Annotated in this window: 10 protein-coding genes; 8 read left to right on the forward strand and 2 right to left on the reverse strand. The window is 58.0% G+C overall.

Annotation, left to right across the window (positions count from 1 at the left end; all coding sequences use genetic code 11):
* Positions 1-86: 86 nt before the first annotated feature.
* A complete protein-coding gene (locus ACYQ2I_RS12035; protein ID WP_460167263.1) occupies positions 87-1,250 on the reverse strand; it encodes a glycosyltransferase in 1,164 nt (387 codons plus the stop codon).
* Between the two features lie 222 nt (positions 1,251-1,472).
* On the opposite strand from ACYQ2I_RS12035, the gene ACYQ2I_RS12040 reads away from it, so the two are divergent.
* The 4 genes from ACYQ2I_RS12040 to ACYQ2I_RS12055 all read left to right on the forward strand — a co-directional run bounded on the left by ACYQ2I_RS12040 (position 1,473) and on the right by ACYQ2I_RS12055 (position 5,919).
* Positions 1,473-1,799, forward strand: coding sequence for a hypothetical protein (locus ACYQ2I_RS12040; RefSeq protein WP_460167264.1), 327 nt, complete (start codon positions 1,473-1,475; stop codon positions 1,797-1,799).
* 148 nt (positions 1,800-1,947) lie between these two features.
* Complete coding sequence (locus tag ACYQ2I_RS12045) at positions 1,948-2,922, forward strand: hypothetical protein (RefSeq protein WP_460167265.1); 975 nt, start codon at positions 1,948-1,950, stop codon at positions 2,920-2,922.
* A gap of 405 nt (positions 2,923-3,327) precedes the next feature.
* Positions 3,328-4,905 (forward strand): Hsp70 family protein, encoded by a 1,578-nt coding sequence (locus ACYQ2I_RS12050; protein WP_460167266.1) that lies wholly within the window; start codon positions 3,328-3,330, stop codon positions 4,903-4,905.
* A 6-nt stretch (positions 4,906-4,911) separates the two neighbouring features.
* Entirely contained in the window at positions 4,912-5,919 is a 1,008-nt protein-coding gene (locus tag ACYQ2I_RS12055; RefSeq protein WP_460167267.1) for a GspE/PulE/PilB domain-containing protein, read from the forward strand.
* Positions 5,920-6,024: 105 nt separating this feature from the next.
* Here ACYQ2I_RS12055 and ACYQ2I_RS12060 read toward each other — a convergent pair whose 3' ends face one another.
* On the reverse strand, positions 6,025-7,014 hold the full coding sequence (locus ACYQ2I_RS12060) for a leucine-rich repeat domain-containing protein (protein ID WP_460167268.1): 990 nt from the start codon (positions 7,012-7,014) through the stop codon (positions 6,025-6,027).
* Positions 7,015-7,218: 204 nt separating this feature from the next.
* Between ACYQ2I_RS12060 and ACYQ2I_RS12065 the strand changes: the two genes are divergently transcribed.
* The 4 genes from ACYQ2I_RS12065 to nrfD all read left to right on the forward strand — a co-directional run bounded on the left by ACYQ2I_RS12065 (position 7,219) and on the right by nrfD (position 13,870).
* Positions 7,219-8,091, forward strand: a complete 873-nt coding sequence (locus ACYQ2I_RS12065; RefSeq protein ID WP_460167269.1) for an aldo/keto reductase — start codon at positions 7,219-7,221, stop codon at positions 8,089-8,091.
* Positions 8,092-8,644: 553 nt separating this feature from the next.
* Positions 8,645-9,331, forward strand: a complete 687-nt coding sequence (locus ACYQ2I_RS12070) for a cytochrome c3 family protein (RefSeq protein ID WP_460167270.1) — start codon at positions 8,645-8,647, stop codon at positions 9,329-9,331.
* A complete protein-coding gene (locus ACYQ2I_RS12075) occupies positions 9,319-12,480 on the forward strand; it encodes a TAT-variant-translocated molybdopterin oxidoreductase (RefSeq protein ID WP_460167271.1) in 3,162 nt (1,053 codons plus the stop codon). The genes ACYQ2I_RS12070 and ACYQ2I_RS12075 overlap by 13 nt, the downstream gene beginning before the upstream one ends.
* The gene (gene nrfD, locus ACYQ2I_RS12080; RefSeq protein ID WP_460167272.1) at positions 12,458-13,870 is read left to right on the forward strand and encodes an NrfD/PsrC family molybdoenzyme membrane anchor subunit; all 1,413 of its coding nucleotides are present in this window, start codon (positions 12,458-12,460) and stop codon (positions 13,868-13,870) included. Before ACYQ2I_RS12075 ends, nrfD begins: the two co-directional genes overlap by 23 nt.
* The last annotated feature ends 41 nt before the right edge of the window (positions 13,871-13,911 follow it).

Consider the following 13,911-nt stretch of genomic DNA (forward strand, 5'->3'; position numbering starts at 1 on the left):
TACCATACAAACCCGACGCGATTCTCGCGAGGCAACGCCGCAAATTGCGACTTCGCGATCCCGATGTTTAGAAGAGTAAACACGATTTATCCGATGGTGTCGACCGCCTGCGGCAACGACTCAAGCGGCCAGTGTTCTTGCCCGTCGGGCTTCGTTTCACGAACAGCGTTGGGACGACACACGACGTCGGCTCGCCGAACAAGGCTTCGGGGCACGCATACAGCCGGAGTACAAACTACCAGCACGCGACAATCTGCCGAACGGACGGCAAACCGTCGTCGCGATGGAAACAGCAATATTTCGACCTCGACACGTCGCTCGGTCGTCGACGTCGAATCGAGCAAACCGTGGCACGCAAGGCCCGCCTTCTGTAGCAGTTCGCCGACGGCCGGATACACCGACACCTCACCGGTGACCAGGACGTTCAGGTCACTGTTCCGGCGCTTCGTGAGCCCGTTCCGGCAGCACGCCAACCGGCCTCGCCGAACAAGGTAATCGATGTTCTGCCCCTGAGAGATCTTTTCCGGCGCACTTTCCACCCGCGGATGCCACAAATGGGTCGCCACGGCATCTCCGGCAATGGACCGAGGCCGCACGCCTATTCTGCGCAACCGAACGCCGAAGTCGTCATCTTCTCCTCCCCAGCCGTGAAAACTTTCGTCGAACCCGTTGACGGCCAAAAAATCGTCTCGCCAAACGCCGATATTGCCGCCCAAGACCCGCGGTTTCGTCGGATGCCGAAGCCGATAATAGAGTTCTTGTTTCCAATGATGCCGTCGCATGCGACGATTCAATTCGTCGGAAATCATCTGCAAATCACGCAGCGAGCAAATCGTTTCGCGATTGATCTCGGCCGAGATCGCTTCCGACAACCGATACGCGGGTGCAGAGAATACGTTTCCTCTTCGCCGTCGCTCGAAATGCCTCCGCACGAACCAAGGTGGAGGCACGCAATCGCCGTCCAAGAACAGCACGTACTCGGCGCGCGTGGCGGCAAAGCCTGCATTTCGGCAATACCCCGGTTGAAAACCGTCGTGCTCGTGGGTCAAGAAACGAATCGGAAACGGCATTTCCTCGGCGAGCCGCTTCACCAACTCGGGGGTTTCGTCGCGCGAACCGTCGTCCGACACAATAACCTCAAAGGTGCCCGTGAAATCTTGGCGACTCAGGCCGGCCAGCACGCAATCGAGATGTCGCGGGCGTTCATATGTCGTGACGACGATAGAAACGTCCGGGGCAACGGCAGACATCGCCAATTCCAAAAGCAACGAAACTAGAACACGAAAGAGCTACATAATCCCCCCTGACAGTGCACCACTCTTTGGGCGTAACCCTATTGTGCGAGAGAGTGGCATTCGACGTCCAGCCCGATTATCATGGGAAATGCAATCTTTCGACTCTCGTCCGCTCTACCGGTCATTCCTCAGCGGAGGGAAATGCCCGGCAGAGCACAACCCTCTTGGGGGAGAAAAATGGCGCGACGCACGGTTAGTCGGCTTGCCAAACGGGCTGAAGCCGAGGCAGCAGCCAAAAAGCAGGCCACCAAAAAGAAAGAGTCGGGCAAGAAGCTGAAGACCGTTGCAACCAAGAAAAAAGCCGCCAAGAAAAAGTCTCGCTCTACCACCGCAAAAGAGGTCCGACTCAAGGCCTATTGGGGCGTGTTCAATCAAAGCATGCAGCAAGTCGAACTCTTTGAATACGCCGAGCGCAAAAAAGCCGACAAGTGCGCGAAGGAACTCACCAAGAAAAAGGGAACTCCACACTTCGTCCAAATCGTGAAAACGGTTCTCGAAGAATAGGCAATCGACAATCCGGCTTGCGGACGCTTCCGCAACCGTTTCGAGAGAAACCACGACGTCGTGCCGACGGTAACGGCGTCATCGGGTCAAACTCGTACGCAAAACCTATCTGCCGGAACAGAAATTTCGATCCACGAAGAGGTCCATCATGACGGAACGCCTCCTGTCGATTGGTGCTTGGGGCGGCATCCTGCTGGCAAGCGTTGTCGTCGGGTGCAGCAATCAAACGTCCCCGGCCGATTCCGCGAAATCGCAAGAGACAGCCATTCCCGACAGCGCAGCCGGGCCTTTGCCTGAACTGGGGGAATATCTGCCTCCGCTGGACGAAGGACGTCTCGAAACGGCCCCGCCCGCCGATTGGATAGTACCGCCGCGAAGTAACAAATACCTCGTCCGCTACCAAGGCGATCCGGTGGCTCCGTATCCATCGATCATCTTCACCGTCGAAGAAGAATCGGAAATTGACAATGTCGATGCGACGAATATCGGGAAGTTTCTCGAAATCACCGCGAACCGCCTGAAAGCGGCAGGACGCTCGGCAACGGTCGAAGCGATCCGCTGCGGCGACCATTACGGTGCCACTTACCGCCGCCGCGCCACCGTGAAGGGTTCAAACGAAGTTCTCGAACGCCTGTTCATCGAAACAGTCGTCGACGGCAGGCGGTACATCATCGAACTCCGAACAGACATGGGCCGCTTGGATATCGACCGACTGGCCTTGCTCGCCGTCTTCAACGGTTTACGGTTCCCGCTGCACGCCGAATCGTTCGACGAAATCGACGAATCGGAAGAACCTGCTGCGGAACCGGAGTCCCCAAAACAACCGAAAAAGCCTCGTGCGAAAGATCGGCAACCGAAGAGTCCGACAAATGGTGAACCGTCGGGCAAAGCCCCGTCGGAGCAGGAGAAGCCGGCGGAACCGCCAAAGACGGCAGATGACAGCGGCACATCGGAAGAATCAAGCACGAAACCAAAACCGGCTTCCGAGGGCGAAACTCCTTCAAAGCCGGAGGCAGAAAAGCCGGCGGAACCTGTCGAAAACAACGGTGAGGAATCACCGGAGAAGCCTGAAAAGAAAGGATCCGACGACGTTCTCGACGACATCGAATCGTTGCTGAAGTGATAAGTCGCGAACCGGGTTTCGATTCCTCTGCACAGGTTCGTGGGAATCATTGCGTTCGGTGTTCTACCGTTGCGTTTTCCCCACGGGGCAACTAACGTATAGTCCCGGTGAGGGAGATTTCCCTCGCCAGGAAAAGCGGTATTGCGTTCGCCGCTTTTGTTGCGAGAGATCGAACGAAACGGTCCCGTCCGATTGCCGGATGGTGGCAGGGGATTATTGCGACGCTTATCATAAGGGCTGACAATGTGTGCCCGTGAGCATGCCGGCGGAAGTCCGTGGGCCGGACTTCCGCACCGGGCAAGCCGGCTTCGAAACCGGCAGCGCGGATAGTCGAGCCGGCGCGTTATCTTTTCCACACGTGATTGGGATTTCTGGTCTGACAACACATCTGCGGGAACAATCACTATGCACTTCGAGCCTGGTCATACCGTCGGAATCGACTTGGGAACGACCTTCTCGGCCATCGCCATTCTCGATGACGAAGGTAACCCGAAGCCGTTGCCCAACGACGACGGCGACATCGAAACGGCAAGCCTGATTCTGTTGGCTGAGAGCGGCCACGTAATCGTCGGCCCGAATCGGATGCGGGCGGCGATGGAAGACCCGGAAAACGTGATCGAGCGGATCAAGCGGTACATGGGGGCGACTGAATTCAAGCGGACGTTCGACAACCGTGAAATCACCCCCGAATTCATCTCCGCTTTGATCCTCAAGAAACTCCGTCAGGATGCAGAAAAGCAAATCGGCAAGGTCGCCAACGCGGTCATCACCGTGCCGTATTACTTCAACGATTCCCGGCGCAAGGCGACTGAGGATGCGGGGCGCATCGCAGGCTTGAACGTCATCGACATCATCAACGAACCGACTGCCGCAACGCTCACTTACGCGTGGCACCGCGGCATTCTTGGTCGGCCCGAAAGCGGCGATCACAAACCGCGAAAAGCCTTGGTGTACGACCTGGGCGGCGGAACCTTCGACGTTACGGTGGTCGAATACACACCGACTCATTTCAAGGTGCTGGCGACCGATGGTGACGTGCAGCTGGGCGGCGTCGATTGGAACGATCGTCTTTTGGACTACGTCGCCGACAACTTCAAAGAGAAACACGGCATCGATCCACGGGAATCGGCTCAAACGATCCAAATCCTGCGCAACGATTGTGATCTGGCCAAGATCGAGCTTACCGAAAAGGAAGAAACCGTCATTACCTGCCGGCACGCAGGCAAATCGCTGAACGTGCCCGTCACGCGGCAGTTGTTCGAAGAACTCACCGCAGACCTCCTTCAGCGGACGGCCGACACAACCGAACTGGTGATGGACGAAGCCGGGGTCACCGCCGACGATCTCGAAGCCATCGTGTTGGTCGGCGGCTCCACGTTGATGCCGCAGGTCCGCCGCATGCTCAAGGACCTGACCGGGCGCGAACCGTACACTGAAATCTCGCCGCATACGGCCGTGGCCCAAGGAGCCGCCATTCATGCCGCCATCTTGGAGGCCAAATATCGTGGCCCGGATTCCAAGTTGGCCGACATCATTCGACGTCGCCTGGAATTAGTCAAAGAAGAAAACGTCAACTCGCACGGCCTGGGAATCGTGGCGTTGGATCCGAAGACCAACAAGATGGTCAACCACATCATGATCCCGCGAAACAGCCGCATTCCGATCGAAGTGCGCCGTGTTTTCAAAACCAGCAAAGAGAATCAGGAACGCGTTACGGTTCAGGTTTTGGAAGGCGATGCTCCTGATCCCATGGCCTGCTCGCTGCTGGGCAAATGCCGCATTACCGACCTGCCGGACAATCTCCCCAAGGGATCGCCGGTGGAGGTCACATACGCCTTCAATGCTGCCGGTCGCGTGATTGTGACGGCTCGCGACAAGACCAGCGGCCGTGAAGCCCGAATCGAAATCGAACGCCGTGGGACCCTCAAGGACGAAGACGTCGACGCCCTCAAACGGCTGGCCGACGATTACGTGGTGGAGTAGCCGACGATGGCCAAAAAGCGGGAGATCGATGTTTATCGCGAGTGGCTGGGAATCACCGATGAAACCCGGCCGCTCGACTACTACACTTTGTTGCGATTGAAGAAATTCGAGGATGACGTCCAAGTCATCCGTCGCAATTATCGCAAACTCAACGCACACGTCCGAAAGTATGCAACCGGCGACTACGCGGACGAGTCGCAACAACTTCTCAACGAGTTGGCTCGCGCCATGCTGTGCCTGACGGACGCACAGCGCAAGCGTGAATACGACGCGACCCTCGGCCGGAAGGTCGAAGAACCCTGGCGTCGCCGCACGCTCGAAGAAATCCTCTTGGCAAACAAGGTGGCGACCCCGGAACAAATCGAGAAGGCGCGTCGCTTCGCCGACGCCGTCGGGATCGAAATGCGGGACGCCGTCGTTCAACAGAAGCTGGCGGAACCCGAAGTCGTCATGCAGGCCTACGCCGAATCGGTCGGCATGCCGTACATCGACTTGCGCGAAACCCAAATCGATACCGAGTTGATCCCCAAGATTCCGGCTCGCGTGGCCAAGCAGCATTCATGTATTCCGGTGATGATCGACGACGGACAACTTCTCGTCGCCTCGCCGAACCCGATCAATCCCGAGACGGAAGAAGAGTTGCGACTTCGCTACGATATGCCGGTGCGAAGTGTGTTATGCACGCCCGCCAGCATCAACCTGGCACTTCAGCACTACTTCTCACAGCACTCTCAGCAAGAGCAAGCGAGCCCCGCCGCATCGCACTCGACGGCTGCCTCGGCTCCGCGCGCCGCCCGGCCGACAAGCACTCTGTCGGCCGAAGAAGCCTCGAAACTCGGCATCAAGTACGGCCTGGTGGGCTTCAACTTCACCGTGATGGCCTTGATGGTCGTCCAGTACTTGCTGCACGTGCCGGGTAGTTTGGGTGAGGTTTTCGGAATGTTCGTCCGAGCCGTAATTCCGGCCGTCTTGGTCGGCGGCGGCATCTACGGCTACTATTTCTGGAAGCAATAGCCGGCACGCGGCTCTCCCTTCCCTTAGAAACAATCTCGGCCGGGCGAAGCCAGCCTCGCCCGGCCGTTTTCGTGCTGAATCGCTTCTCCCGACGAAACCGATAGATTATTCCTCTCCCGGTACGACGCTGATCACTTCGCAGTCGGGCAATGCCGCGCGAAGGCGATTTGCAGCCTCCTCCGTAACCGCCGTCCTCGTGACATGCACGGTCTTGAGCGATTTCATCGTCGCCAACGTCTCGATCGCGGCGTCGGTGATCTTGCTCCGACCGAGATGCAGGAACTCGAGGTTCGGCAGTTTCGCAAGCTCGGCAACGGCCGCATCAGAAACGACGGTGTTATCCAAGTTCAACCATTTCAATTGCGTCATCCCGGCCAACACGGGAGCAGCAGCATCGGTTACTTTCGCCGTCCACAAATTCAAACGTACCAGCGAAGGTAGTTTCGCCAGGGATTCGACGCCGGCATCGCCGATGTTCGTCTCGCTCAGATCGAGGTCCTCCAAAGCCGAAAGCCCTTCGAGTTTTGCCAAGCCGGCGTCGGTAATCGCGGTGCCACGCAGACGCAACCGTCGCAACTTCGGATGCTTCGCAATCGATTCCGCAGCCGCATCATCGATCGGAGTGCGGGTCAAAAAGAGCTCCTCGAGTCGATCCAGCCCGTCCAATGCCGCAACGCCCGCGTTGCCGACTTGTGTATCATCCAGGCCCACACTCTTTAGTGCCGTCAATTCGGCGAGTACCTCCATTCCTTTATCGGTTACGGGACAACCGGTCAGCTTGACCGCCCGCAAATACCTCGCGTCCGCCAGCATCGCCAGCTTTTCGTCGTCCAGCTTTCCGCCGGAAGCATCGACGAGAATCAACCGACCGGCATCGTCCAATCGACAAGTAACTCCCAGCTCTTCCAACTTTGTTGCGAGCTCGCGGTCGTCGACAGAAGTCGGCGATTCCTCCGCGCTTTGTTCGGCCACTTGGTCTTGCCCACCATCTTTCGGCGACGACTCCGGCGAGTTGCAAGCCGAGGCCCAAAACAACAGCGGTCCGGCCATGCCCAGCACAGCCCACGGCATTACGTATCGCGGCATTCGTAGCATGTGACCATCTCCCCCCCGTCATGGGGTCGTGCAGATTCTCAACCGAATTTTGTACTCAAAAAACCGCCCGCACGGCGGTCCGTCGGCCTATAATGGGGCGAACTCTCTGAAAATGCAACGGGCGGAATCGTATTCCGTCTGTGATCTTCGGCAGATATGTTTGGCCTGGATGTCCCATCTTCATCGTGGCAAGGAGATTACGTGATGGCGAAGTTGTCGCGTCGTAGTTTTCTGGCGGGAATATCGGCGACGGCCGCCGCCGGCATGTTCGGCTCGGGTGCCGTCGACGCTCATCCCCACAAACCGCAACTGAAAAGCGGAACAGACCTCGTCACCCTCGGTCGCTCGGGAATCAAGACCTCCGTCCTCGGTATCGGGACAGGTACCCGCGGCGGAAGCGAACAGTTCGGAATGGGCCAACAGGCGTTCACGAAGATGGTTCGCTACGCGCTCGATCGTGGCGTGCGATACATCGATACCGCCGACATGTACCGGACGCACATCTTTGTCGGCCTGGCACTGAAAGGTGTCCCGCGGGAAAACTACTTCTTGCAAACGAAAACACGAGCGAAGCACCCCGAAGTCGCCAAGGCCGACATCGATCGCTTCCGTCGCGAATTGCAGGTCGATTACATCGACTCGCTGCTCATGCACTGCATGACACAAGGTTCCTGGCCGACCGACATGCGCCCCGTGATGGACGTGCTTTACGAAGCCAAGGAAAAAGGCCGCGTGCGGGCCGTCGGTGTCTCGTGCCACGGCTGGGATCCCCTGGCAGCTTCGGTCGACGTCGATTGGTGCGATGTACAGCTCGCCCGCATCAATCCGTTCGGCATGAAAATGGACGGCGACCCCAAAGACGTCTCGGCTGTCCTCCAAAAAATGCACGACGCCGGCCGGGGCATCATCGGCATGAAAATTTATGGTGAAAGCGGCTATGAAACGCGAGAAAAGCGACTCGAGTCGCTCAAGTACGTTCTCAACCTGAAGTGCGTCGATTGCTTCACAATCGGCTTCAGCAAAACCGAACAGATCGACGAGACGTTGGAACTGATCGAAGAAGCGCTGGCCTCTTGAACGCTTTTCGACGTGCAAACAACAAAAAGAACCGAAATGGGCCGTTCCGTACCTTCCGGGACGGCTCATTGCCTTTCTTGCCGGTGTCGCTTACGACGCGAGACACATGACAAGAAAGCTCGTCTCACGCGACGCAAAATGTCCCCGTACAAAAGTGTCTTCGTTCTGCCCAATGCGGATCACCCCCGATTCGAGCGACGAAATCGTTTGCTTGTTCCGCGAGGATGATCGCGTTGATTTTTGGGTAGGGCGCGAATCGAAATATCCCCCTCTCTCCGGTTGCCCCCGTCCGATAGAGAATTTCACGACGTCTCGATTCACAACCACGATCGATCCTCAAATTCCAGTATTGACGCACCAATAAGCCAAATAGATCGAAACGCAGAAACGTCTTGCGAGCTTCCGTTTTCCAGCTTCCCATTCTCAAGGGGGAGCGCTACAATAAGTCTTCAATTCGATTGTCTTGCAAGAACCGTGCGAGGGTGATCTATTGTCGCGCGGCGGATTTCGCCGATAGCTCGATAGTCACCGATTCCTGGATGATTCGACGCTCGTGAAGCAAGCCTCGCCATTGGGCCGGAACATGCAGAAATTCCTCTTGCCGCAGTGGGTGGACCGGGCACGGCCCTTGTTCGGCCTGCTTTTGTTCGGTGCGCCCGTCTACATTTTGGGCGTTGCCTGGTTTGCCGCCGACCCCCAAACGGTCGACGTCGGTTACTCACCGGAACAACCGGTTCCGTTCAGCCATGCCCTGCACGCCGGTGAATTGGGAATGGATTGTCGCTACTGCCATACGACGGTGGAGAAAGGGGCCGCGGCGGCCATCCCCTCCACCGAAATCTGCATGAACTGCCACTCGCTCATTGCCACCGACAGCCCGAAGCTCGCTCCCATCCGCGAAAGCTTTGCCTCCGGCAAACCGGTCCCGTGGGTTCGCGTGCACAGCCTGCCTGACTTTGTTTATTTCGACCACAGTGCCCATGTCACACGAGGTGTGAGCTGCGTCGAATGTCACGATCGAGTCGACCGCATGGATCGCGTGTATCAAGCCAAAACGCTCCGGATGGGATGGTGCCTCGAGTGCCATCGTAATCCGGATTCCCATCTGCGTCCGCAGGAACATATCACCGATCTCGGCTGGTCGCCCGGCAGCGAGGAGGAAAAACTTCTCATCGGCCGCGAGATTCGTCGTAAGAACAACATCAATCCGTCAACCGATTGCTCGACATGTCATCGCTAAATCGACCTTCGACATCCGACCGTACCGGGCCTGAAGCAGCGGCATCCGTCACCGGGCGCCAAGCGCACTGGCGTACGCTTGAAGAACTCGCCGCTACTCCCGCGTTTTACGAACGGATCGCCAACGAATTTCCTCACGGCGTTGCGCCGGACGACTTTCGCACGAATGCCGTCAGTCGTCGGCGGTGGCTCCAGTTGATGGGTGCGTCGATGGCACTGGCCGGTATCGCCGGGTGTCGGTGGGAAGTTGAAGAAATCGCCCCCTTCGTCCACCGGCCGCTGGGGCGCGTGCCCGGCAAACCGGAACGCTATGCCACTGCGATACAGATGGGCAGACGGGTTCAAGGTTTGTTGGCCACTTGCTACGACGGCCGGCCGATCAAACTGGAAGGCAATCCCGAACACGGCCTCAATGCGGGCGCAACGGATCTGTTTGCCCAAGCCGCGATCCTTGAACTCTACGATCCGGATCGCAGTCGCGACGTCGTTTGTCGTGCGGATGGACGGCGCAACGTCTCGTCGTGGGAAGCATTCGATGCGGCTTGGATCAAGACGCTCTCCGCTTCCCAAGGCGCGGGCGACAATCTGGCGGTCGTATCGGGCCTCATCAATTCACCCACGCTTGCCCACCTCAAGACGCAGGTGTTGGAAGTCTTCCCCAAGGCAAAATGGGTCGAATACGAACCTTTGGAAAGCGCCGAGCCAAGCCGCGGGGTGCAGCAGGTGCTCGGCCGGCCCGGTCGGGCTGTTCTCGAAATCCCGCAAACCGCTGTTTCTCCCGTCATCTTGAGCATCGATTGCGACTTCCTGATCGAAGGTCCTGAAGCGATCGCGGTAGCAAGAGCTTATGCCGCCAATCGCACCGACACCCAAAAGGCGGGCCGTCTTTACGTAGTCGAAAGTCGTTTCACCAACACCGGGGCCGCCGCCGACCATCGGTTGGCATTGCCGGTATCGAAAATGCCCGCATTCGTGCAACTTTTGGAACACGTCGTCGCCGAGGGATCAGACGTGTTGCCGTCGGCCGCCGATTCAAATGAGGCACACTACCTGCGAGAATTCCTTGCGGCCCTGCGAGACGATGCCGATCGTTTGGTGGTCGTCGCAGGAGAGCACTTGCCTGCGGAGGTCCATGCATCCGTCGTCCGCATCAACGCGCATTTGGCCGAACACAGTTCGGTTCCACCGTTGGAACGCGCCCGCGTCGTTTACGTCGAAGATTCTGCGGCCACCGGTGGCGTCGACGCCCTCGCCGATCTCGTCGACGCGATACAGGCGGGAAAGATCGAGCATCTTCTCGTCCTGGGAGGCAACCCGGTCTACGATGCACCGGCGGATCTCAAATTTGCCGAAGCGTTCGAGAAGGTTCCGTTTTCGGCACACTTGAGTCTTTACGACAACGAAACGTCGCGTCAGAGCACATGGCATTTGCCCGAGTCGCACTTCCTCGAGGCCTGGAGCGATGCTCTTGATCCCCAAGGCATATATGTGATCGGGCAACCAACAATCGCCCCGCTTTACGCGACGCGTTCGGCGATCGAATTAATCGCACAAGGTTTGGCGAAGCTGAACGTCGTCTCGCGCGAAGAAGGCCATCCTCGAACTCTCGTTCGGCGCACTTTCGGGAAACTCGCCGGCGACACCTCCGATGTGCGTTGGCAGCAACTACTAAATAAGGGGGTTGCTTGGCTCGAAAGCCATCGTCCGAAAGCCATTTCCCCGGCAAATATCGGGATTTCGCCTTCCGGATCGCCCTCAGAATTGTTCGCCGGTCTCCTCGAAGAATCACAAGTGTATGAATTGTTGTTCACCGGTGATAGCCGCATCTACGACGGTCGCTTCGCCAACAGCGGCTGGCTGCAAGAGTTGCCCGATCCGATGACTCGCCTCACTTGGGGAAATGCAATCGTCATGGGCACGACGACAGCCGAATCCCTGGGCGTGCAAGACGGTGATGTCATTCGTATCAGCGCGGGTGAGCGAAGTGTCGAAGGACCGGCGTGTGTGTTACCCGGCGTGGCCCGTAACACGCTTGTCGTCGCTTTGGGATACGGCCGCACTGCGGCCGGCCATGTCGGCGGCGACGCGGCAGAGGATATACCGCCGGTGGGATTCGATGCGTACAAATTGCGGACTCGGCAGTCGCTCTGGCACGTCTCCAGTGTCACCGTTGAAAAGCTGGGAAAGCGAGAGCCTATGGCGTCGGTCCAGGATCACTACTTGATCGACCCTGTCGGCCGGGCCGGCCACGAACAGCGATTGGGCCAATTGGTGCGCGAAACGACGGCGGCGAAATTGCACGATAAGAAACATCCGTATCGTGCGGAAGACGTTGTCCACCATCCGCCGCTGATTTCGTTGTGGCAAGAGCATGAATATAAAGGCCACCGTTGGGGAATGTCGGTCGATTTGACCTCGTGCATCGGTTGTGGCGCCTGTGTGGTCGCCTGTCAAGCAGAAAACAACATTCCCGTCGTCGGCCCGGAACGTGTCCGACAAGGCCGTGAAATGCACTGGCTGCGGATCGACCGGTACTTCCGCGGGTCACCCGAAAACCCACAGGCTGTTCACCAGCCGGTCATGTGCCACCATTGCGAGATGGCCCCTTGTGAGCAAGTGTGCCCGGTGGCGGCCACTGTCCACAGCAGCGAAGGCCTCAACGACATGGTGTACAACCGCTGCGTGGGCACTCGTTATTGCGCGAACAACTGTCCGTACAAGGTCCGCCGATTCAATTATTTCTATTATCACAAGGACCTGGACTCCCCCGACGGCGAAGTCAAGAAGATGGCGTTCAACCCGGAGGTCACCGTCCGCAGTCGGGGTGTCATGGAAAAGTGCACGTACTGCGTCCACCGCATTCAGGCGGCCAAGATCGAGCACAAGAACCGAGGCGAAACACATATTCCCGACGGGGAAATTCAAACCGCCTGCCAGCAGGTTTGCCCGACCAAAGCGATTCGCTTCGGCGACTTGGGCGATCCCGAGTCCGAAGTGGCGCGTCGGTACTACGATCCTCGATCGTACGGCATGTTGGCCGAATTGAACGTAAAGCCGCGGACACGCTATCTCGCCCGTGTCCGAAACCCGCATCCTCGCTTGGAAGCCCTGGAAAACGCCGATCACGATGAGCACGATCACCACGGTTGACAATACGACTTCCGATCCGCGACGTCGCGCCCCGTTGGTATTGGGTGATGCCACGATGCGCAACGTGACCGAGACGGTCGCGAGGATCGCCGAACGTCCGAAAACACCTCTGGCGTGGTACATCGCGTTTGCGGTGGCGTCGAGCGCCACGGTGATGTTTTTCGGGTTGATCGGTTACCTGTTCGTAACCGGTGTCGGCGTTTGGGGAAACAACTCGCCCGAGTTCTGGGGCTTTCCGATCGTCAACTTTGTGTTCTGGGTCGGAATCGGTCACGCCGGGACGTTGATCTCAGCGATTTTGTTTCTCTTTCGCCAACATTGGCGCACGAGCATCAACCGTTTCGCCGAGGCGATGACCATCTTTGCCGTCGCTTGCGCGGGGATCTTTCCGGCGATCCACGTGGGGCGTGTATGGCTCGTCTACTGGCTGGCACCGTATCCGAACCCGATGGGGTTGTGGCCGAACTTCCGCAGCCCACTGCTGTGGGACGTGTTCGCCGTCAGCACCTATGCGACCGTGTCGTTGTTGTTTTGGTATCTTGGGATGATCCCCGATTTGGCCACATTGCGGGATCGGGCAACGACGCCCATCCGACGCCTCGCATACGGTATTTTCGCCCTTGGTTGGCGTGGTTCGGCGCGACAGTGGTATCGCTACGAACGGGCCTATTTGTTCCTGGCCGCGTTGGCAACCCCTTTGGTTCTCAGTGTGCATTCGGTGGTGAGCTTCGACTTCGCAGTCGCCCAGTTGCCCGGTTGGCACACGACGATCTTCCCGCCGTACTTCGTAGCCGGGGCCATCTTCAGCGGCTTTGCGATGGTCGTGACCCTGATGGTTCCCGCCCGCGAGTTCTTCGGCCTGAAGAACCTGGTAACAATGCGGCACTTGGACAACATGAACAAGATCATCCTGGCCACCAGCTGCATGGTCGGATACGCCTACGCCGTCGAATTTTTTACGGCGTGGTATAGCGGTAGCATTTACGAGCAATTCGTGTTCATCAACCGGGCGGCGGGGCCCTATGCCTGGGCATACTGGATCATGGTGAGCTGCAATGTGATCTTTCCGCAGTTGCTATGGTTCAAGAAGTGCCGAACCACGCCGTGGATCATGTGGATCATCGCGATTCTGGTGAACGTGGGGATGTGGTTCGAGCGATTCGTGATCATCGTAACATCGCTCAGTCGCGACTTCTTGCCGTCCAGTTGGGGTATGTTCAAGCCGACGTGGGTCGACATCCTCATGTTGTTGGGCAGTTTCGGTTTGTTTTTCACGTTATTCCTTCTGTTCTGCCGCTTCCTACCTATGGTCGCCATGGCCGAGGTGAAGGCCGTGCTCCCCGGCGCTCACCCGCACCATGAACACGGCGAGTCACATAGCGAAGCATAACCGACCATCCAATCGACGGTCTCGTAACCTTACCGCCATCG

Source organism: Thermostilla marina (genome assembly GCF_054657455.1).

Coding starts and splice junctions, on each gene's coding strand:
- ACYQ2I_RS12035 (WP_460167263.1), bottom strand. CDS start 1,250: ATGTCTGCCGTTGCCCCGGACGTTTCTATCGTCGTCACGACATATGAA.
- ACYQ2I_RS12040 (WP_460167264.1), top strand. CDS start 1,473: ATGGCGCGACGCACGGTTAGTCGGCTTGCCAAACGGGCTGAAGCCGAG.
- ACYQ2I_RS12045 (WP_460167265.1), top strand. CDS start 1,948: ATGACGGAACGCCTCCTGTCGATTGGTGCTTGGGGCGGCATCCTGCTG.
- ACYQ2I_RS12050 (WP_460167266.1), top strand. CDS start 3,328: ATGCACTTCGAGCCTGGTCATACCGTCGGAATCGACTTGGGAACGACC.
- ACYQ2I_RS12055 (WP_460167267.1), top strand. CDS start 4,912: ATGGCCAAAAAGCGGGAGATCGATGTTTATCGCGAGTGGCTGGGAATC.
- ACYQ2I_RS12060 (WP_460167268.1), bottom strand. CDS start 7,014: ATGCTACGAATGCCGCGATACGTAATGCCGTGGGCTGTGCTGGGCATG.
- ACYQ2I_RS12065 (WP_460167269.1), top strand. CDS start 7,219: ATGGCGAAGTTGTCGCGTCGTAGTTTTCTGGCGGGAATATCGGCGACG.
- ACYQ2I_RS12075 (WP_460167271.1), top strand. CDS start 9,319: ATGTCATCGCTAAATCGACCTTCGACATCCGACCGTACCGGGCCTGAA.
- nrfD (WP_460167272.1), top strand. CDS start 12,458: ATGAGCACGATCACCACGGTTGACAATACGACTTCCGATCCGCGACGT.